Raw genomic sequence first — 20550 nt, 5'->3', positions numbered from 1 at the left:
ATTCCACCTCCTGCGCCCTCACACCATTCACTCCGCAGCAGCGAGAATGGCCTACCGGGCGCGCCCATTGCGCGGCCCGCCCGCCGAATGCAGGAACGCTGAAATGTCCAACACCCCCTTTGGTGAATCGTCATGCGCTGCCGCCGCCAGCGGTTGCGTCGAGGTGCGTGGTGCCCGCGAGCACAACCTCAAGAATGTCGACGTTTCCATTCCGCGTAACGCACTGGTGGTGTTCTCCGGCGTATCAGGCTCCGGCAAGTCATCGTTGGCCTTCGGTACCGTGTTCGCCGAAGCGCAGCGGCGCTACTTCGAATCCGTCGCGCCCTATGCAAGGCGCCTGATCGACCAGGCGGGCGTGCCCGATGTGGATGCCATCGACGGGCTGCCGCCGGCAGTGGCCCTGCAGCAGCAGCGCGGCGCCAGCAATGCGCGTTCATCGGTGGGCAGCGTGACCACGCTGTCCAGCCTGGTGCGCATGATGTACTCGCGTGCCGGTGCGTACCCGGCCAACCAGCCCATGCTGTACGCCGAGGACTTTTCGCCCAATACGCCACAGGGCGCCTGCAGCACCTGCCATGGCCTGGGGCATGTCTACGAAGTAACCGAAGCGCTTATGGTTCCGGACCCGTCGCTGAGCATCCGTGAGCGCGCCATCGCTTCCTGGCCGCCGGCATGGCATGGCCAGAACCTGCGCGACATCCTGGTCACGCTCGGCTACGACATCGACATACCGTGGAAGAAGCTGCCGAAGAAGGACCGGGACTGGATCCTGTTCACCGAGCAGGCCCCCAGCGTGCCGGTCTATGCCGGGTTCACGCCCGCCGAGACCCGCGCCGCACTGAAGCGCAAGCAGGAGCCCAGCTACATGGGCACCTATACCGGCGCGCGCCGCTACGTGCTGCACACCTTTGCCAATACCCAGAGCGCGCTGATGCGCAAGCGCGTGTCGCGCTACATGGAAGGCCGGCTGTGCCCGGCCTGCCACGGAAAACGCCTGAAGCCGGAGGCACTCTCGGTCACCTTCGCCGGCGTGGATATCGGTGAGTTCATGCGGCTGCCGCTGGACCAGCTGGCGGCGCTGCTGGAGCCCATCGCACAAGGTGATTTCGGCGCGCACAGCAAGGGCGCTCGCACCAGCAGGAGCGCGACACCCCGCGATCGCGCCCGGAGGGCCACGAGTGGCCAGGCGACTCACGAGGGTGCCCCCGACGTGCGGCTGACCTCCGCCCTGTCCGAAGAGAAGCGCTTGGCAGCACAACGACTGGCAGGCGGGGTCATGGCCCGTGTACGGCAATTGCGTGACCTGGGCCTGGGGTACCTCTCGCTGGACCGCGCCACGCCAACCCTGTCGGCCGGCGAACTGCAGCGCCTGCGGCTGGCCACCCAGCTCAGCTCGTTGCTGTTTGGCGTGCTGTATGTGCTCGATGAACCCTCGGCCGGCCTGCATCCTGCCGACAGCCAGGCGCTGTACGACGCGCTTGAGCGGCTGCGCGACGGCGGAAACTCGGTATTCGTGGTTGAACATGACCTGGAGTTGATGCGCCGCGCACAGTGGCTGGTGGATGTGGGCCCACAGGCGGGGGAACACGGCGGGCGCGTGCTCTACAGTGGCGAGCCCGATGGCCTGCGCCACGTCCAGGAGTCGCGCACGGCCCTGCATCTGTTCGATCAGGTGCCGGCGCCTGCCAGCCAACAGCGCAGCGCCAACCGCTGGCTGGAATTGAAGGGCATCCACCGCCACAACCTGCGGGGCGTGGACGCGCAGGTGCCGCTGGGGCTGCTGACGGCGGTGACCGGTATTTCCGGCTCCGGCAAGTCCAGCCTGATGGCGCAGGCGCTGCCCGAGCTGTTGCTGCTGCACCTCGGGCATGAGCCCGCGGACGACAGCGCCGATAGCGCGCCCACCGACGGCCCGACCGTGATTGAAACGACGCGGGGCACATTGGCAGGCGATGTAGGCGCCATCCAGCGGGTGGTGCAGGTCGACCAGAAGCCCATCGGCCGCACGCCACGCTCCAACCTGGCCACCTATACCGGGTTGTTCGATCACGTACGCAAGCTGTTCGCCGCGACACCCGCCGCGCGCCGCCGTCGTTTCGATGCGGGTCGCTTCTCGTTCAACGTGGCCAAGGGCCGGTGCGATACCTGCGAAGGCGAGGGCTTCGTCAGTGTCGAACTGCTGTTCATGCCCAGCGTCTATGCGCCGTGCCCCACCTGCCACGGCGCCCGTTACAACGACGCCACGCTGAACGTGCAATGGAATGACCGCAACATCGCCGAGGTTCTGCAGATGACGGTTGACCAGGCGCATGCGTTCTTCAGCGAGGAAGAGGCCATTGCCCGGCCGCTGCAGTTGCTGCAGGAGATCGGGCTGGGCTACCTGCGGCTCGGCCAACCGGCCACCGAGCTTTCCGGTGGTGAAGCGCAACGCATCAAGCTGGCCACCGAACTGCAGCGCAGCCAACGCGGGCGCACGCTGTACGTGCTGGACGAACCCACTACCGGCCTGCATGCCTCGGATGCGGACAGGCTGCTGGTGCAGCTGCAGCGGCTGGTGGACGCGGGCAATACGGTGGTGATGATCGAGCACGACATGCGCGCGGTTGCACAGGCGGACTGGGTGATTGATGTCGGCCCCGGCGCTGGCGGGGCAGGGGGCACCATCGTCGCGAAGGGAACGCCGCAACAGGTGGCGCGCGCCAAAGGCAGCAGAACGGCGCCGTTCCTTGCCAGGGAGCTGGCTCTTATGTAGAGCCGAGCCATGCTCGGCTGACGAAGAATCCACGCACGTGGTTCCAGCACTGCACTCATCAACAGATGCGGGCTATGGACAATCAGGGCATCCACTGCAGTGCAGGTTGTACTCAACGGGCTCGGCGGTGATTCCAGACGCATCCTTCAAGGTAATCCGCTCCCTCCAGGTCAACGGGGGAGGGGGAATGACGGGAGGCGGGTAGAGCACGATGGGGTAGAAGCAGGCCCATGTGTAGTTGAGCGGGGAGGGCATCTTGTCCGGCAACGTTTCCGTGGCAGGTTCGCAGGGCCCGCTCGGGCACACCGGGCGCTCCAGCGTCAACTCTATAGGGAACTTCGGAACTCCCTTGTACGCAACCGGAACGGAAAATGGCCTGAAATAATTTTCAGTTCGATCTGCGATGCCGGTAACTTCAAAGGCCTCCGTCAATACGGAAACGCCAAGTGCTGAAACCCGCTCGATGGGCATGTAGAACAGGTCGTTCTCAAATCCCGTGTCTTCACCGCCCCGGCCGTGAATGACGCCAACGGCCGCATTGTTCGAAAAGACCGGCCCACCGCTGTCACCTTCGACGCTGAGAGGGCCTGGAGAAAGGTTGCGTGCACGGATGTACCTGCCTATGGCCCCTTTATGATTGGACCTTGAATTCATATCCTCAATGGTCCCGCATGCGTAGTGGCCATGAATTCCACTCTTGCAGATCACATCCCCCATCGGCCTCAGATACATTGAACGTTCGCGAGTAGGTGTGTGCCGTGGGGTTGCCAGTTATCGGCTGGCTGTGCAGGGAGAATGCGAACGCACCGAGGGCGGACAATGTCAGGGCACGCATGGATAGCTTCGTGCGCAGATTGATCATGGCTGCTCCTTTGCCTGACGCATCAAGTGAATCGTCATGAGTGGGCCAGTACAGGCATCCGGAATGGACGCAGCAAGACTCGAACGGAGCGATTCACCGCCATGCCCCCCTCCGAATGATGCGGCGATTCCGAATTCCATTATTTCCCCCGATCGTTCATCCTGCACGCCTACGGGAGCGCCCCGCTTCATGGCCAGCGAGTAATTGTGAGGCCATGCTGCAAGATATGCCGTGCCACCTGGATCCACGAAGTAGACACAGCCGTTGATTGGCCTCAACACCCCCCTGAGTAGCCCGGTTGCCAGGACCGCCCCCTGCTCAGGTGAGAGTCTGACAAGCACAAGTGATCGGCCCTCTTTGGCGCCAACCGGCATGATCGCGGCGATGCAGGAGGCAATCATCAAATAAAGGAGAGCCGCAAGCTTTGCTGAAGACCTGCAAGATACCGTGCACATCCCCACCTCCATGTCACAGCTGATTGTTGGCCCGCCCGGAATCCACTCGCATCTTCAACAATTACGTTACAGCGAGATTGACGGTATTGACTTTCCCTGGACTTAACCGTGACCACCTTCACGAACGCGTGTTTTCAGATTACCCGCTCGCTCCCTGTAAAGCCGAGTTATCTTGCGAACGAGGGGTAGAGGATTACTGCCAGGTACCGAGGTTCTGGCATGGCCATTTCCACGCCCTTGCAGCCGGGCCCGGATGAAATTCTGCATCGTCCGAATCCGCACGGGGGCGACTCTGACCGGGAACGGACACGCGACGGGGCAGAAACACTCTGATGTGAGACGGGCTCCGGCGCGATGCCGGAGCCCCGGTTACTCACTTCTCCTGCAGGAAGTTCAGCAGATCCTGGTTGACCTTGTCCTTGTGGGTGTCGGTCAGGCCATGCGGCGCGCCCGGGTAAACAATCAGCCTGGCGCCCTTGATCAGCTTCGCCGACTGGCGGCCGGAGATGTCGATCGGCACGATCTGATCGTCATCACCGTGGATCACCAGCGTCGGCACATCAAACTTCTTCAGGTCGGCGCGGAAGTCGGTGGCCGAGAACGCGGCGATCGAATCGTAGGTGTTCTTGTGGCCACCCTGCATGCCCTGCGCCCACCACGCATCGATCAAGCCCTGAGACACCTTCGCGCCCGGGCGGTTGAAGCCGTAGAACGGGCCCGACGGGATGTCCTTGTACAGCTGCGCGCGGTTGTCCATCTGCGCCTTGCGGATGCCATCGAACACTTCGATCGGCAGGCCATTGGGGTTGTCGGCGGTCTTCAGCATGAGCGGCGGCACCGAGCTGATCAGCACCGCCTTCTTCACCCGGCCGGTGCCATGACGGCCGATGTAGCGCGCCACTTCGCCGCCGCCAGTGGAGAAGCCCACCAGGGTGACATCATGCAGGTCGAGCGTGTTGATCACCGTGGCCAGGTCATCGGCGTAGTGATCCATGTCGTTGCCATCCCAAGGCTGGCTGGAACGGCCGTGGCCACGACGGTCATGCGCGATGACGCGGTAGCCGTGGTTGGCCAGGAAGATCATCTGCGATTCCCAGCTATCCGAGTTCAGCGGCCAGCCGTGGCTGAAGGTAACGACCGGGCCGTCCTTCGGGCCCCAGTCCTTGTAGTAGAGCTGCACGCCATCAGCGGTGGTGATGTAGCTGGCGGTGCGCGCGATGCTGGTGACTGCCGCCGGCTTGGCCGGTTCGGCGGCCTGCGCGGACAGGCCGGCCTGGACCGAGAGGGCGAGGGCGGCAACGGCCAGGGAACGGGCAAAGGTGTTCATGCGGGGCGTCTCATGGGTGGGTGGTGAGACGTACTTTGCGGCCGAAATCGGGCGCCTGGATGATGACATGTACGAATTTCTTGATAGATCGTCCTGAGCAAGCGTGCCCACGCGAAAGGCCGTCGTGCCGCCTGTTGACAGGGTAGAATGATCATTCTACCTTGGCGCCGTGAACACAACTACCTCCGATACCCAGCAGAAGATCCTGGCCACGGCCGAGGCGCTGATCTACCAGAACGGGATCCACGCCACCGGCATGGACCTGCTGGTGAAGACCTCCGGCGTTGCCCGGAAGAGCATCTACCGGCACTTTGAAAACAAGGACCAGGTGGCCGCTGCGGCATTGAACGCGCGCGACGTGCGCTGGCTCACCTGGTTCCAGCAGGAGTGCAACAAGGCCGACACCCCGGAAGCGTGCATCCTCGGCATGTTCACCGTGCTCAAGGGCTGGTTCCAGTCCGAGGGCTATCGCGGCTGCGCCTTCATCAACACCGCAGGCGAGGTCGGCGACCCCGATGATCCGATTCGCCACATCGCCAAACATCACAAGCAGAAGCTGCTGGATTACACGCTGGAACTCACCACGCAACTGGATATCCAGCAGCCGGACGCACTGGCGCGGCAGCTGCTGGTTCTCATGGAAGGCGCCATCACCGTCTCGCGCGTGATGGGTGACTACAACGCCGCAGACACTGCAAGGGATGTTGCAGAAGTGCTGTTGGAGCAGGCCAGGCGCTGACGCCTGAGTCATCAAAATCCGTCGAAGCACCCCGTTCATCCATTTGATTGGAGGCCCCACCGTGTCCACTGAAGCACCCCGTCCGCCACTCCCCCCGTTCACCCGTGAATCGGCCATCGAGAAGGTTCGCCTTGCCGAAGATGGCTGGAACTCCCGCGATGCCGACAAGGTTTCGCTGGCCTATGCGCTGGACACCGAGTGGCGCAACCGTGCCGAGTTCACCCATGGCCGCGAGGAGGCCCGGCAGTTCCTGGCCCGCAAGTGGAACAAGGAACTTGAGTACCGGCTGATCAAGGAGCTATGGGCCTTCACCGACAACCGCATTGCCGTGCGCTACGCCTATGAGTGGCATGACGACTCCGGCAACTGGTTCCGTTCCTATGGAAACGAGAACTGGGAATTCGGCGCCGATGGATTGATGCAGCGCCGCTTTTCGTGCATCAACGACATGCCGATCAAGGAAAGTGACCGCAGGTTCCACTGGCCGCTGGGGCGCCGCCCCGATGATCATCCGGGGCTGTCTGATCTGGGTATGTGATTCGCATTGCTTCCTGGAATGCAACATCACGTCCCCCTCCACGGGCCTACCGCGGCAACGGTGTGCTGCCTAGGCTGATCGCACACGGCACAAGCCGTGTTCCGGGCCCACCGCGTGCGCAGTGGCCCGCCTTCCCATGAACCCTGCAGCGCTGGCCTGCCAGGCATCGTGCCCTGGCAACGCCACGCCCTGCGCCGTGGGAAAGCGCCCGGAATCGTTCCGCGCCAGCCTTGCATCGCTTCCCGCCCAATGCCCCTTCGTGGAGATCCCTCATGTTCAGTCTGGAAAACACCGCCGCGCCCATTGCCCCCGCCCTCGATGAACTGGTGCCCTCGCGCTACGCCCTCAAGGTGGGCGACGTCGAAGTGCTGGTGATCAGCGATGGCGTCCTGCCGTTGCCCACCCAGATGCTCGGCCACAACGTACCGGCCACCGACCGTGCCGAATGGTTCGAAGAGATGTACCTGCCGCAGGATGCCTTCGACTGGGCATTGAACGTGATGGTGGTGCACAGCGGTGATCGCACCATCCTCATCGATGCCGGCCTGGGCATGGACCCGGACCTGCAGCTGCCGCGCGCCGGCCAGTTGATCCGCCGCCTCGGTGCCGCCGGTATCAACCTGGGCGAAATCACCGATGTGGTGATCACCCACATGCACATGGACCACGTCGGTGGGCTGCTGGTTGAAGGCGTAAAGGAACAGCTGCGCCCGGACCTGAAGATCCACGTGGCCGCGGCAGAGGTGGAGTTCTGGAAGTCGCCGGACTTCAGCCGTACCAACATGCCGCAGGGGTTCCCCGATGCGCTGCGCGCTACGGCCAAGCACTTCTGGGCCGAGTACAGCGGCTACGTGCACACCTTCCAGGACGAACAGCAGATCGCGCCGGGCGTGACGGCCCGCCGCACCGGTGGGCATACCCCGGGCCACTGCGTGGTGCGCGTGGCGTCTGCCGGGCAGGCCCTGACCTTCGCCGGTGACGCGGTGTTCGCGGTCGGCTTCGACCAGCCGAACTGGCACAACGGCTTCGAGCACGACCCGGAGGAATCCGCGCGCGTACGCATCGCCCTGCTGAAGGAACTGGCAGGCACCGGCGAAATGCTGGTGGCCACGCATCTTCCGTTCCCGTCAGTGGGCCGGGTGTCGCTGGAGGGCGAGACCTTCCGCTGGGTGCCGGTGTTCTGGGACTTCTGATCGGGTCCTGCGGCCGTTGCGCAGGCAGGCGTTCACGATCGGGGCGCATCGGCGCCCCGGTCGAATCCCGCAAGAACGAGGTCGCAATGGATGCCATCCACGCGGGGCGCGGATCTACTGGATGGAGGTGGGTAGTGCCAGCCGCTGCAGCTTGTGCGGGTTGCGCTGAACCAGGATCTGCGTGATCCGTTCGCCATCGGTCTCGAAAGCCATCGCCGCTTCCAGCTCACCATCGAAATAGCGCAGCAGTCCCAGCCGTCCGTTGAGCATGGCCGGCACCATCCGCAATTGCGCGCTGCGCCGCAGGTGCGGGGCATACAGCAGCTGGGCAATGCGTGCGCCCCCGACCATCGGCTTGGGGAAGCTGGTGACGATGCCGCCGCCGTCACCCACCAGCTCGGCCGACTCGGCCATCAGCGCCTTCATCGTGCGGAAATCGCCGCTGGATACAGCCTCGGCGAAACGGCGCAGCAGTTTCTGGTGCACCTCCTGCGGGACGTTGTAGCGCGGGCGCTCCTGCCTGAGCTGCAGGCGTGCGCGATGCACGATCTGCCGGCAGGCGGCTTCTGTCTTGTCCAGGGTGCGCGCGACCACCGCGTAGTCCTGATCGAACACGTCGTGCAGCAGGAAGGCCGCACGCGCATCCGGCGCCAACCGCTCCAGCACGCTGAGGAAGGCGACCGACAGATCGCTGGCGGTTTCCAGCACATATTCAGGCGTGCTGGTGTCATCGGTCAGCAGCGGCTCGGGCAACCACATGCCGACATAGTGTTCGCGCGTATGCCGTGCCAGGCGCAGGCCATCAATGGCGCGACGGGTGGTGGTGGCCACCAGCCAGGCTTCGGGATTCTCGATCTGTGACGGGTCGGCGCCATGCCAGCGCAGCCAGACATCCTGCACCACGTCCTCGGCTTCGTGCGAAGACCCAAGCATGCGGTAGGCCACGCCGAACAGGCGCGGGCGGAGGCGGGAGAACAGCGCAGTGGAATCGTCCATGCCAGCGTAGACGGGACAGGTCCCCGGATTGTGACACCCGGGGACCTGTCGTTGTTGCCAGCGCCGGACGTGAGATCAGTGCGGTGGCAGAACTGCCGGCTTGCCGATGTCCTTGATCAGGAACACCACGAACTTCGCCGGCTCGGTAGCGCTGGCGTTACGACCCACGGTGTGCAGATCGGCCGGGCCTTCATGGAAGGCCTCGCCCGGGCCGAGGGTGACTTCCTTGCCGCCGGCCACGCCCATCACGATCCGTCCTTCCAGGACGTAGACGAAGCCATGGGCATCGTGTCGGTGCACCGGATCGGCGCCACCCGGCGGGTATTCCACGGTAAGGATCAGCGCCTCCTTGCCGGGCTGCTCCGGCAGGGCGCGGGTCATCACCTCGTGCACCAGGGGCTCGGGCGCAGCAGGGGGCGGGGTGGCGGCAGCGCTGCACAGTGGCAGCAGCGCAAGCAGGGCCAGAACAGAACGACGCATGGCAGGTCTCCAGTGCGGTAGGGGAGGGCCGCTGCATGGGGCAGCGGCGGAACGATCAGGCCAGGCCGGCCTTGTCCAGGCCAAAGGCCGCGTCCAGGGTGCCGGGCGTGGTACGGAAGGCGACGTTGGCGCGGTTCCAGGCGTTGATCGCCATCACCGCGTGGGCCAGGTCGACGATCTCCTGCTCGGACAGCTGGCCGCGCACACGCGCGTACAGCTCGTCGGGCACACCCTGCGCCGGCAGTTGAGTCAGCGCCTCGGTCCAGGCCAGGCAGGCGCGCTCGCGCGGGCTGAACAGCGTCGATTCACGCCATGCCGCCAGGTGATGCAGGCGCAGCGGGCGCTCGCCGCGCAGGGTGGCCTCCTTCACGTGCATGTCCAGGCAGAAACCGCAGCCGTTGAGCTGCGATGCACGGATGTTGACCAGATCGATGATGGCCGCTTCGATCGAGGCGGTATGGGCGGCATGCGAGTACAGGCCGAGCTTCTTGAACAGTTCCGGCGATTGCGCGGCGTAATCCAGACGTGCGGTCATGGCGTGTTCCTGTAGCGAGTGAAGGACACAGCGAGGCTAGGCCTGCGACCGCACTGCCGGTAGGCCGGGGCCGGGCCGCATGCTGTTGCATGAAAAACACCAATGGCCTGTCACAGCGGCCGATGCTCGGCCGTCTGCCGGGCATGGACACCTCAACGCACCTGCGCACCGCATTCCGCCCTGCCAGTGAGCAGGTCTGGCAGACCTTCCTGGCTGCACTGCGCGAATTGCCGCCCGATGCACGTGCGGTGCTGTTGCTGCACGACGTGCTGGGCGCCGGGTTCGAGGACATCGTGCCCCTGCTGGGGCTCGACCTTTCCGCGTGCAGACAGCGCCTGGCGCTGGCGCGGAACCACCTGCACGCACACCGTGCCCGCCTGGAGCCAGGCCGCCCATGAACACCGCACAGCCCAGCCCGGCCAGCGACGGCCACGATGCGCTCAATGCATCCTTCTCCACCAGCTACGCCGGCGTGCTGGCCTTCATTGCAGTGGCGGCCGAGGGCAGTTTCGCCCGCGCGGCCGACCGCCTCGGCATCGGCCGTTCGGCCGTCAGCCGCAGCGTGCAGAAGCTGGAAAGCCAGCTGGGCGTGCGGTTGTTCCTGCGCACCACGCGTTCGACCACGCTGACCCGCGAAGGCGAGCTGTTCCTGGAAGGCTGCAACCCAGGCGTGAACTGCATCCTGCAGGCGCTGGAGGAAATGCGCGACCTGCGCGAGGGCCCGCCGCGCGGGCACCTGCGCATCAGTGCCAGCCACGGCTTCGGCCGGCGGGTGATCGCCCCCCTGCTGGCCGCCTTCCGCGCCGAGTACCCGCAGGTCTCGGTAGAACTGCTGTTGGACGAGCAGGCCCCCGACCTGGCTGGTGACCGCATCGACGTAGCGTTTCGCGACGGCCTGCTGGAAGACAGCCAGGTGATCGCCAAGCAGCTGGTGCCGATGCAGCTGGTCGTGTGTGCATCTCCGGCGTACGTACAGGCGCATGGTCTGCCGGCGTCGGTGGATGCGCTGTCCACCCATGCCTGCATCGGGCGGCGCCTGCCGGGCGGACGCATGCAGCCCTGGGAATTCCGGGTCGACGGCACCGATGTGCACCTGCATCCGCCGGCCGCACTGGTATTCAACGATGCCGATCTGGCCCTGCAGGCCGTCATCGACGGGCTGGGCATCGCCCAGCTGCCCAGCTATCAGGTGCGTGAAGCGCTGTGGGCGGGCAGGGTGGTGACCTGCCTGGATCGGCATGCGCCGCTCGATCGCGGCCACTACCTGTGCTACCTCAGCCGCCGCCAGCTTCCCAAGCGCGTGCGGGCCTTCATCGACTTCAGCACGCAGCGGGTGCGCGCGCTCGAGCTGGATGTGATCTCGCATTGGGAAGCGCGCCAACAGGCCACGCCCATGAAGCCAGGCGCACAGCCGGCCTGGGCCTGAAGCATTGGTGCGTGCCGGGCAACAGTGCGCGCCCCAGCGCGGACCTACTGCCCCGCGCCCACGCTGCCTACGATTCCAGCATGCCCGGCCACAGCCGGTCGCCCCTTCTACATTCCAGGAGACACGTCATGAAATTCCTCGTCATCGGTGGTACCGGCCGCATCGGCAGCAAGGTGGTGGAGCGCCTGCGCACCGCCGGGCATGACATCGTGGTGGCAGCGCCCTCCACTGGGGTGGATGTTCTGACCGGCGAAGGCTTGGACGCCGCCATGAAAGGCGTCGACGTGGTGGTGGACCTGGCCAACTCGCCCTCGTTCGAAGACGCGGCAGTGCTTTCGTTCTTCGTGACCGCTGGCCACAACATCCTGACCGCCGCCGCCCGTGCCGGCGTACGCCACCACGTTGCGCTTTCCGTCGTAGGCACCGACAAGCTTGCGGCCAGCGGCTACTTCCGCGGCAAGATCGCCCAGGAGCGCCTGATCCGCGATTCGGGCCTGCCGTACACCATCATCCATTCCACGCAGTTCTTCGAGTTCCTGCCGGGCATCATCCAGTCCGCCGGCAATGGGGCGACCCTGCGCTTACCCGTCGCCGACGTTCAGCCGATTGCCGCCGAGGATGTTGCCGAAGCGGTGGCACGCATCGCGCAGCAGCCACCCCGCAATGACGTAGTGGAAATTGCGGGCCCCCAGCGCGCCGCGATGGCGGATCTGGCCAGGCAGTATCTGCAGCGGACCGGCGACCCGCGGCAGGTCGTGGCAGACGCCGAGTCCCTGTACTTCGGTGCGCCGCTGCAGATTGATACGCTGGTGCCGGTGGGGCAGGCGTGGCTGGGGCAGGTCGGCTTCGAAGCCTGGCTGCAGCAGTCCGGCCTGTTGCAGCGGCAGCCCGCCTGAGCGACGAATCGATCGCCTGCCAATGACCGAGCTGAAGCCACCTTCGCCCGCCATGCTGGACCGCTACCAGGGCGACGACGTGCAGCCGCTGTACACCGGCCGCGTGCGGGTGACCGGCGGCCAGGCCCAGCACGGGCGCGCGTCCGGCGTGGTGCGATCGGACGACGGTGCACTGGCGGTGGACCTGCGGCTGCCGCAGGAACTCGGAGGGCCTGGCGGCGGATCGAATCCCGAGCAGCTATTGGCCGCAAGCTACGCCGGTTGCTTCCACGGCGCCATGGTGCTGGTGGCCGGGCGTGCCGGCCTGCTGCTGCACAACCCCAGCGTCGAAGTGGCGGTCACCTTCGCCCGTGACCCGGCAGATGGGCTGTACCTGCTGTCTGCCGAGATCGTGGTCCATCTTCCCGGCATGGATGCGAACCTGGCCTGCGAACTGGTGCGCAACACCGAACGCGTCTGCCCGTACGCCAAGATGTTCCATCGTGGCATCAGCCATGTGGTGCATGTGCGAGTCGGCCCGCAGGCTCCGCCACTGTAGAGTCGAGCCATGCTCGACTATTGCCCTGACGTCCGCTTCCGGCCAACGGATGCCCTCCTGATGTAAATACGGCTAAGCTGCGGATCGTCCACGCGTGGAAACGCCAGATCCCCTCAAGAGGCTGCCATGGAACCGCACTATCAGCTGCTGGCGAGCGTGCTCATGGGGGTGTTTGTCTTCCTGTTCTTTCTTGCACGTGACTACTTCAAGAGCCTCGGCTGGATGCTCGGCCCGTTCGACCCCAATCTAGGGTATCCCTCTGCAGCCAAGCTCATCTCAGCAGCCAACAAGACCATGCTCGTGATTGGGGCGCTCCTGTTGATCTGGGCCTTCATCGGGCCTTCTCCGTACCGCAGGAACTGGGAACTCGAGGCCATGGGCCTGGCCCTGGGGGCGTTGGCCTGCTATGTGCTGCTCATCCTTCTGGCGTCTTCCCGCAGTCGATCCACACGGCAATGAATCCAGCATCACGCACGGCCGTGGCAGCTCGCCCGGACCACAGCGGTTGCTGACCACCGACGCAGCACCGTATCCGAGCGCCGCATGGCGCAGTTCCGCAGACAGGCCCATGGCGCGCCGTGGGCCTGTCTGGGCGGCTTTACCTGGGCATCAATACGCTGTCCACCAGGCGCACGTTTGCCAGAGGCGGCGTTGAAGATGACCGGCCAGCAGGCTCGGCCGACGATGCCGGCACACCCTGGACAGGCTTCACAGATCTGTACTACCCAGCCGGGCATAGTGCCCCTTGGGTAGTCTGAGCGCGTCCATCCAGCCACGGGGTTTCCCCGAACGCCAGGAGGTCACTGTGCCAAGTTGGGACGAAGGAATGAAGTTGACGCGTCGCCAGGTGATCGCCGGCGGCGCCACGACCATGGCGATGTCCGCCGCACCGGGGGCGTCATCGCTCGCCGCCGAACTGGCGGCATCCCCGCCGCCCAGGCCGCCGGTCATCAGCTCGGTGGCGTTGACCGTCAACGGCACGCATCGTGAGCTCGAGCTGGACACCCGCACGACGCTGCTCGACGCCCTGCGCGAACATCTGAAACTGACCGGCACCAAGAAGGGCTGCGACCACGGTCAGTGCGGTGCCTGTACCGTGCTGGTCAACGGTGAACGCATCAATGCCTGCCTCAGCCTGGCGGTGCAGCACCAGGGCGATGCCATCACTACCATCGAAGGCCTCGGAACCCCTGATGACCTGCATCCGATGCAGGCCGCCTTCATCAAGCATGACGGTTACCAGTGCGGGTACTGCACGCCGGGGCAGATCTGTTCGGCGGTGGCGGTACTGGACGAGATCAAGCGCGGTGTCCCCAGCCATGCGCAGGCCGATGTCAGCGCACGGCCCCACGCCACCAACATGGAGATGCGTGAACGCATGAGCGGCAACCTCTGCCGCTGCGGCGCGTATTCCAACATTGCCGAGGCGATGCAAGAGGTCGCTGGCGCGACCTCTGGAAGGGGGCGCTCATGAAGGTCTTCAGTTACGAGCGCGCGAAGTCTCCTGCCGAGGCCGCCAAGGCCGTCGCCGGCACCGAGGGCGCCAAGTTCCTGGCGGGAGGAACCAACCTGCTCGACCTGATGAAGCTGGAGGTCGAGACGCCCGCGCACCTGGTCGACGTGCAGGACATCGGCCTGGACAGGATCGAACCTACAGACGACGGCGGCCTGCGCATCGGCACACTGGTCACCAATACCGCGCTGGCCTCGCATGAGCGCGTGCGCCGCGACTACGGTGTGCTGACCCGCGCGATCGTGGCAGGCGCGTCCGGGCAGCTGCGCAACAAGGCCACCACCGGCGGCAACCTGCTGCAGCGCACGCGCTGCCCGTACTTCTACGACCCCCATCTGCCCTGCAACAAGCGCCTGCCCGGATCAGGCTGCGGCGCGCTCGAAGGGTTCTCCCGGCAGATGGGCGTGATCGGCACCTCGGACAGCTGCATCGCGACCTATCCGGGCGACATGGCGGTGGCCTTGCGTGTGCTGGACGCCTCGATCCAGACCATCAAGGGCGATGGCAGCACGCGCAGCATTCCGATTGCCAATTTCCATCGTTCCCCTGGCGACACGCCGCAGCAGGACAATGTGCTGCAGCGCGGTGAGCTGATCACCCACGTCACGCTGCCGGAGCCGCTGGACGGCCGGCACGTGTACCACAAGGTGCGTGACCGCGCGTCCTATGCGTTCGCACTGGTGTCGGTCGCCGCGGTCGTGCAGCGTGACGGCTCGGCGCGGTTCGCGTTCGGCGGGGTCGCACCGAACCCGTGGCGCATCGAAGCAGCCGAACCCCTGCTGCGCGACAGCGTCAAGGCCGCGACCCGGCAGGTGTTCGCCGGTGCCCGTCCAACGCAGGAGAACGCGTTCAAGATCGCGCTTGCAGAGCGCACCCTCGCCGCCGTTCTGGCCGAAGGAGAGCGCTGATGCCCCTCGAATTCAACGCCCCCGCCGGCGAAAACCTGTTCGACAAGGCCAAGGTGGTCGGCAAGTCGACGCCGCGCATCGACGGCCCACGCAAGACCACCGGCACCGCCCCCTATGCCTACGAGCGCCATGACGTGGCGCCAAACCAGGTCTACGGCTACATCGTCGGCGCGGGCATCGGCAAGGGGCGCATCATCTCGATGGATGCCTCCCGTGCACGTGCCGCCCCCGGCGTACTGGCGGTGATCACCGCACCGGAGACCAAACCGGTCGGCACATCCAACTGGAACAATGCGCCATTGTTCGGCGGGCCCGAGGTCGCCCATTACCACCAGGCCATTGCCTGCGTGGTGGCAGAGACCTTCGAGCAGGCCCGCGCCGCTGCGGCGTTGATCCGCACCCGCTACGAGCGCGGCAAGGGGCGCTTCGATTTCCCAGCACTGGCACCGTCCGCGCCGCTGGCAAAGGGGCGCGGTGGCAAGCCCGACCGGCAGACGCTCGGCGATTTCGACAGCGCCTACGCGAGCGCGGCAGTCAAGCTCGACGAGACCTACCACACAGCCGACGAAAGTCATTCGATGATGGAGCCGCACGCCACCATCGCCGCATGGGAAGGCGACACGCTCACCCTGTGGACCTCGAATCAGATGATCGACTGGGCCAGGCAGGGCATGGCCGCGATCCTCGGTATCGATGCTGGCAATGTGCGCGTGGACTCGCCCTATATCGGCGGCGGCTTCGGCGGCAAGCTGTTCATCCGCGCCGATGCGGTGCTGGCTGCACTGGCCGCCAGGCAGGTCGGGCGGCCGGTGAAGATCGCGCTGCAACGCCCGTTGATGCCCAACAACACCACGCACCGGCACGCGACCATCCAACGTGTCCGGATCGGTTGCGCGAAAGACGGCAGGATCTCCGCCATCGCCCATGAGAACTGGTCGGGCAATATCAACGGCGAGGACGGCGAGAACGGCACCCTGCAGACGCCCAAGCTCTATGCAGGCGCCAACCGCCTGGTGGCCAACTACATCGCCACGCTCGACATGCCCGAAGGCAATGCAATGCGCGCGCCGGGCGAGGCGCCGGGCCACATGGCGCTGGAAGTGGCGATGGACGAAATGGCCGAGAAGCTGGGCCTCGACCCGATCGCGTTCCGCATCCTCAACGAGCCCGAGGTCGTGCCCGGCGATCCGTCCAAGAAGTTCTCCGACCGCAACCTGGTGCGCTGCCTGCGCGAGGGCGCGGAGCGCTTCAACTGGAACAAGCGCAACGCCAAGCCGGCGCAGGTAAGGGAAGGGCACTGGCTGGTCGGCATGGGCGTGTCCGCGGGCTATCGCGGCGCGCCGACGATGAAGTCGGCGGCGCGGGTACGGCTTGACGGCCAGGGTGGGGTGATCGTGGAAACCGACATGACCGACATCGGCACCGGCTCCTACACGATCATCGCGCAGACGGCAGCCGAGACCATGGGCGTGCCGCTGGACCGGGTCCAGGTGACCCTCGGCGACTCGCGTCATCCCGCCTCAGCCGGTTCCGGTGGCCAGTGGGGCGCGGCAAGCTCCACCGCAGGCGTGTACGCGGCGTGCGTCAGTCTGCGCCGCAAGGTGGGCGAGAAACTGGGCTTCGACGGCGATACGGCAGACTTCGCCAATGGCCGTATCCAGGCGGGTGGGCGGACCATCGACCTGGCCGAAGCGGGCACACTGTCGGCAGAGGACGGCATTGCCTTCGGCAACTTCAAGCAGGGCTACGATGTCGGCACCTATGCAGCGCATTTCTGCGAGGTCGCCGTGCATGCCTACACCGGAGAGACGCGCATCCGCAGGATGCTTGCCGTATGCGATGGCGGCCGGATCCTCAACCCGCTGTCCGCACGCAGCCAGGTCATTGGCGGGATGGTGATGGGCGCAGGCGCGACCCTGATGGAGGAACTGGTGGTCGACAAACGGCTTGGTTTGTTCGTCAACCACGACCTTGCGGGCTACGAGGTTCCCGTACACGCCGACATTCCGCACCAGGACGTGGTCTTCCTCGACACGCTGGACCCGGTGATCTCGCCGATGAAGGCCAAGGGCGTCGGTGAGCTGGGCATCTGTGGGGTCGGCGCTGCGATCGCCAATGCGGTCTACAACGCCACCGGCGTGCGCGTGCGCAACTATCCCATCACCCTGGACAAGCTGTTGCCCGGCTTGCCCGACGTGGGCTGACCCTTGCGCATGGACCGACCCGTGGCCTCACCCGCCCTGGAGGCCTCTGCGGCAGAGGGAGTGGAGCCCAGGGATCCTGCCGTGCACCTGTCCGCAGCGCAGGGCTTCCTCGCCGAAGGCAGCCCGCGTAGCGTGCTCGAGGCGGCCTTGACGCGCGTGCGCGCAGGGGAGCACGCCGTGCTCGCGCTGGTGCTGGAAACCGATGGCTCTACCTACGCCGGTGCCGGCGACATGGTGCTGTTCTGCAACGGCAGCCAGGTCGGCTGGCTCAGCGGCGGATGCCTGGAGCCCGAGCTCGCGCGACGCGCGGAGCAGGTGAGCGCGGCAGGGCAGGTCGACTGGATCGAGATCGACACCCGCAGTGACGACGACCTGTTGAGTGGGTCCGCGCTCGGCTGCCGCGGCCGGCTTCGGATTGCGCTTCTGCCATTGCGTGCCATGTCCGGCATCGACGACGTGATCGAGGCTTGGTTGCGCGACGGCGTGTCACTCCAGCGCGACCTTCGCACGTCGGGGCAGATCGCTTTCCGCGCCGGCAATTGCGAGCAGGCATGGCAGCTGCATCCGATGGACGGGGCGCAGCCCTTTGGCGAGGGCGCATGGCGTTTGCCGTTGCCCCGGCTTCCACGGGCTTTGGTGCTGGGTGGCGGTCCAGAAACGCCCTTCCTGGTTCCGTTGCTGCGGGGACTGGGATGGCGGGTCAGCGTGGCCGAACGACGAGCTCGCTGGTCCTCAGCGGGGCAGGGCGCGGATGCACAGCTCCAGGTGCGCCCGGCCGAGGCCCTCTATGCCGACGCGTGCGACGTGGTGCTGGTGATGCACCACGATTTCGAACTGGACCGGGAGGCGCTGGTGGCCTTGGCCGATACCGAGGTTGCCTTCATTGGGCTGCTGGGGCCCCGGCGAAGGCGCGAGGACCTGTTCAAGCTGCTGACTCCGGATCAGCGCCACCGCCTGTCCCCGAGACTACGATCGCCGGTCGGCCTCAACATCGGCGGCCGAGGGCCGGAGGCGATTTCGCTCAGCATCGCCGCGCAGCTGCAGCAATGGCGAAGCACCGCCGGCACATGACGGCCGCGCATGCAGTCGTCGTGCTTGCTGCGGGCGGGAGCACCCGACTCGGCCAGCCCAAGCAGCTTCTGACCCGGCAGGGCGAGGGCCTTGTACATCGCGTAGTGCGGTTGTCCTTGGAGCTCGCGCCATCGCAGGTGTTGGTGGTGGTGGGCGCGAACGCACAGGCCGTGACATCCAGCATTTCCGGACTGGATGCGACTCCGGTAACCAACCACCACTGGGAAAGCGGCCTGGCCAGCAGCCTGCAGGTCGCAGGCACACACCTGCTGCCCACGGTGGCCGCCGTGATGGTCGTGGCATGCGACCAGCCCGCGATCGAGCACTCCCATCTGCAGGCGTTGCTTTTGGGTGCCCGCGCCTCGGCATCAGGGTGCGCGGGCACTTGTCACGGAAACGCGCTTGGCATTCCTGCAGTAGTGCCGCGTGCATGGTTCAACGCTGCGGGCGCAACCGGTGACCGCGGCTTCGGAGCGCGCTTGAGGCAGCTTCCCATCGATGCCGTGCATGCCCTTCAAGCGCCGGAGCTGGCCCTGGATATCGACACGCCAGAAGATCTCGCGCGTGCTCGCCTTGCGGGCTGGATCGATGCTGAGTGAGTCGCACCCTCGAGCGCTTGCGCAATGACGTTGCCGCCAACCTCGGCGTGCTGGCGGCTGCCGCTGGTGTTGCACTGGCCGGGAGCGGCTGGCCGGACATCGCAGCGGGTGCAGTGATTGCGCTGTGGTTCCTCCGATCTGCGCTGAACGTGATGGGCCAGGCGTGGCCGGCGTGGCGTGCAGCGGTGAAGTCGTCAGGCGAGCGGGGCACAGGTTGAGCGCCGCCGTACCTTTCCAATACCCGCTGCCGGACCTGCTCAGATAGCTCTGGCTCGGCTAGGATGATGCCGCCGGCATGCGCGCCGGCGGGGCAGGGGACGCAATGGACATGCAGGCAGGGGGCGGAGTCGATTCGCCGGACCAGACGAAGCAGCAGGAACTGACCTTCCGTTGGCTTTACCAGCGGGTACAGCGGCTGGCTCAGCACAGCATCTACCCCAAGGCCGGCCGGCTGGAGAGGTGGTCGTTGCGCGTGGGCGCGCTGGCGGCCGCCATCGGCATTCTCGGCAGCCAGCTGCCTGATCGATGGCTTCCGCTTACGGCCGCGCTGCTTCTGGTCAGGGTGTGCCTGGCGGTGGAGATCGGAGGCTTTGTCATCGGCGGATTTCTCGCGGCCCGCCGCGGAATCCGCCAGTTCGTGCAGCCACGGCTGTCGCACGCGCAGGAAATGGACGGCGAGTTTGCCCAGTGGCAAGCGGTGATCGCCGAGCTTCGAGGATTCCCCAGGGTCGAGCGTGAGCGCCGCCTCAAGTACGTCACCCACCTGCGCACAAGCATGATCGAGCGCATGGGGCTGATCTACGGCGGCCTGCAACGCCTCGGGCCATTTCCGCTGCTGATCGCCCTCTACCTGCAGTTTCGGCAGTGGAAATGGGGCGACTGGAGCAGCGCTTTTGACGTCGGCCAGCTGGGCGCATTCCTCATCTACGCGCTCGTACTGCTCTACCTCACAGGATGGCTGTTGACCGGCCTGCGCACGCGCCTGGACACCTACGTCGCACTTCTCGAAGGCTCCATACAAGAGCCCGAACCGGCCGAGACCGCGCACCTGTAAAGCCGAGCCATGCTCGGCTACTCCGCCGCACATCGCGCCCCATCGGGCACTACACCAGCGAGCTTCCCCAGCACCCGATCCATCAGAACAGGCTCCGGCACGCCAATCAGCACCTGTTCCAGATAGTCCATTGGCTGCAGCTGCCATTGAAGAAACCCCCGCAACTGCAGAACTTCGGGCGCCCGCTGCTCCGCATCCAGCGACGTCTGCATCAGCACGTGCTCTGGGCGATTCTCCAGCCACAGCACCGGAACGCCTCTGCAGTGAACCTGAAAGCTGCCGTGTTCTTTACGTTCCACGAAGTGGAATCCCTGCCATTGCCGAGCGTCCACGAACTGGATCGTCTGGCGGCGCAGATTTGAGAAGCGATAGCCAGGGATCGTCTCGAACGCGAGAGGCGAAGGTAGGGGGGGCACAGGCCACTGGCACTGCGCCGTAACCACTGCAACCATGGACAGCGCCAT

At 65.8% G+C, this 20550-nt stretch carries 21 protein-coding genes; 16 read left to right on the top strand and 5 right to left on the bottom strand.

Annotated elements, in window-relative coordinates; all coding sequences use genetic code 11:
- Positions 1–103 precede the first annotated feature (103 nt).
- Complete coding sequence (locus ACMZ91_RS07875) at positions 104–2752, top strand: excinuclease ABC subunit UvrA (protein ID WP_414576515.1); 2649 nt, start codon at positions 104–106, stop codon at positions 2750–2752.
- A 1690-nt stretch (positions 2753–4442) separates the two neighbouring features.
- Here ACMZ91_RS07875 and ACMZ91_RS07870 read toward each other — a convergent pair.
- The gene (locus ACMZ91_RS07870; RefSeq protein ID WP_049463389.1) at positions 4443–5396 is read right to left on the bottom strand and encodes an alpha/beta fold hydrolase; all 954 of its coding nucleotides are present in this window, start codon (positions 5394–5396) and stop codon (positions 4443–4445) included.
- Between the two features lie 169 nt (positions 5397–5565).
- On the opposite strand from ACMZ91_RS07870, the gene ACMZ91_RS07865 reads away from it, so the two are divergent.
- From ACMZ91_RS07865 to ACMZ91_RS07855, 3 genes are all read left to right on the top strand, one after another.
- Complete coding sequence (locus ACMZ91_RS07865) at positions 5566–6135, top strand: TetR/AcrR family transcriptional regulator (protein WP_071228241.1); 570 nt, start codon at positions 5566–5568, stop codon at positions 6133–6135.
- 61 nt (positions 6136–6196) lie between these two features.
- Complete coding sequence (locus ACMZ91_RS07860) at positions 6197–6673, top strand: nuclear transport factor 2 family protein (protein WP_414576512.1); 477 nt, start codon at positions 6197–6199, stop codon at positions 6671–6673.
- Between the two features lie 272 nt (positions 6674–6945).
- Positions 6946–7866: an MBL fold metallo-hydrolase gene (locus ACMZ91_RS07855; RefSeq protein ID WP_257470676.1), complete on the top strand. Its 921-nt coding sequence runs from the start codon at positions 6946–6948 to the stop codon at positions 7864–7866.
- A gap of 114 nt (positions 7867–7980) precedes the next feature.
- Here the strand turns inward: ACMZ91_RS07855 and ACMZ91_RS07850 are convergent, their stop codons facing one another.
- The 3 genes from ACMZ91_RS07850 to ACMZ91_RS07840 all read right to left on the bottom strand — a co-directional run bounded on the left by ACMZ91_RS07850 (position 7981) and on the right by ACMZ91_RS07840 (position 9877).
- Positions 7981–8862, bottom strand: a complete 882-nt coding sequence (locus tag ACMZ91_RS07850) for an RNA polymerase sigma-70 factor (protein ID WP_049422314.1) — start codon at positions 8860–8862, stop codon at positions 7981–7983.
- A 75-nt stretch (positions 8863–8937) separates the two neighbouring features.
- Positions 8938–9342, bottom strand: coding sequence for a cupin domain-containing protein (locus tag ACMZ91_RS07845; protein ID WP_125893221.1), 405 nt, complete (start codon positions 9340–9342; stop codon positions 8938–8940).
- Positions 9343–9397: 55 nt separating this feature from the next.
- Positions 9398–9877, bottom strand: coding sequence for a carboxymuconolactone decarboxylase family protein (locus ACMZ91_RS07840; protein ID WP_414576509.1), 480 nt, complete (start codon positions 9875–9877; stop codon positions 9398–9400).
- Between the two features lie 89 nt (positions 9878–9966).
- Here ACMZ91_RS07840 and ACMZ91_RS07835 point away from each other — a divergent pair, with 89 nt between their 5' ends.
- The 12 genes from ACMZ91_RS07835 (at position 9967) to ACMZ91_RS07780 (ending at position 20086) form a co-directional block, all read left to right on the top strand.
- Positions 9967–10275, top strand: a complete 309-nt coding sequence (locus ACMZ91_RS07835) for a sigma factor-like helix-turn-helix DNA-binding protein (protein ID WP_087922603.1) — start codon at positions 9967–9969, stop codon at positions 10273–10275.
- Positions 10272–11303 (top strand): LysR family transcriptional regulator, encoded by a 1032-nt coding sequence (locus tag ACMZ91_RS07830; protein ID WP_414576507.1) that lies wholly within the window; start codon positions 10272–10274, stop codon positions 11301–11303. The genes ACMZ91_RS07835 and ACMZ91_RS07830 overlap by 4 nt, the downstream gene beginning before the upstream one ends.
- Before the next feature lie 128 nt (positions 11304–11431).
- Positions 11432–12199 carry an SDR family oxidoreductase gene (locus ACMZ91_RS07825; protein ID WP_049463381.1) on the top strand — a complete coding sequence of 256 codons (768 nt, stop codon included), beginning with the start codon at positions 11432–11434 and terminating at the stop codon, positions 12197–12199.
- Positions 12200–12221: 22 nt separating this feature from the next.
- Complete coding sequence (locus tag ACMZ91_RS07820; RefSeq protein ID WP_049463379.1) at positions 12222–12737, top strand: Ohr family peroxiredoxin; 516 nt, start codon at positions 12222–12224, stop codon at positions 12735–12737.
- A gap of 126 nt (positions 12738–12863) precedes the next feature.
- The gene (locus tag ACMZ91_RS07815) at positions 12864–13196 is read left to right on the top strand and encodes a hypothetical protein (RefSeq protein WP_032127302.1); all 333 of its coding nucleotides are present in this window, start codon (positions 12864–12866) and stop codon (positions 13194–13196) included.
- A gap of 367 nt (positions 13197–13563) precedes the next feature.
- Positions 13564–14211 (top strand): aldehyde dehydrogenase iron-sulfur subunit PaoA, encoded by a 648-nt coding sequence (gene paoA, locus ACMZ91_RS07810; RefSeq protein ID WP_049463378.1) that lies wholly within the window; start codon positions 13564–13566, stop codon positions 14209–14211.
- Positions 14208–15158: an FAD binding domain-containing protein gene (locus ACMZ91_RS07805; protein WP_414576505.1), complete on the top strand. Its 951-nt coding sequence runs from the start codon at positions 14208–14210 to the stop codon at positions 15156–15158. The genes paoA and ACMZ91_RS07805 overlap by 4 nt, the downstream gene beginning before the upstream one ends.
- The gene (paoC, locus tag ACMZ91_RS07800; RefSeq protein WP_049463376.1) at positions 15158–17362 is read left to right on the top strand and encodes an aldehyde oxidoreductase molybdenum-binding subunit PaoC; all 2205 of its coding nucleotides are present in this window, start codon (positions 15158–15160) and stop codon (positions 17360–17362) included. Before ACMZ91_RS07805 ends, paoC begins: the two co-directional genes overlap by 1 nt.
- A 9-nt stretch (positions 17363–17371) precedes the next feature.
- A complete protein-coding gene (locus ACMZ91_RS07795) occupies positions 17372–18433 on the top strand; it encodes an XdhC family protein (protein WP_049463375.1) in 1062 nt (353 codons plus the stop codon).
- Positions 18409–19032 carry a nucleotidyltransferase family protein gene (locus ACMZ91_RS07790; protein ID WP_049463374.1) on the top strand — a complete coding sequence of 208 codons (624 nt, stop codon included), beginning with the start codon at positions 18409–18411 and terminating at the stop codon, positions 19030–19032. Before ACMZ91_RS07795 ends, ACMZ91_RS07790 begins: the two co-directional genes overlap by 25 nt.
- Entirely contained in the window at positions 19029–19250 is a 222-nt protein-coding gene (locus ACMZ91_RS07785; RefSeq protein ID WP_049463373.1) for a hypothetical protein, read from the top strand. The genes ACMZ91_RS07790 and ACMZ91_RS07785 overlap by 4 nt, the downstream gene beginning before the upstream one ends.
- A 104-nt stretch (positions 19251–19354) precedes the next feature.
- Positions 19355–20086, top strand: a complete 732-nt coding sequence (locus tag ACMZ91_RS07780) for a hypothetical protein (protein WP_049463452.1) — start codon at positions 19355–19357, stop codon at positions 20084–20086.
- A 17-nt stretch (positions 20087–20103) separates the two neighbouring features.
- On the opposite strand, the gene ACMZ91_RS07775 is transcribed toward ACMZ91_RS07780, so the two are convergent.
- Positions 20104–20550 (bottom strand): hypothetical protein, encoded by a 447-nt coding sequence (locus ACMZ91_RS07775; protein WP_223224612.1) that lies wholly within the window; start codon positions 20548–20550, stop codon positions 20104–20106.

Source organism: Stenotrophomonas sp. FR024, assembly GCF_047500745.2.
GTDB classification, from domain to species: Bacteria; Pseudomonadota; Gammaproteobacteria; order Xanthomonadales; family Xanthomonadaceae; genus Stenotrophomonas; species Stenotrophomonas maltophilia_A.
This window is presented reverse-complemented; position numbering and strand designations above follow the sequence as displayed.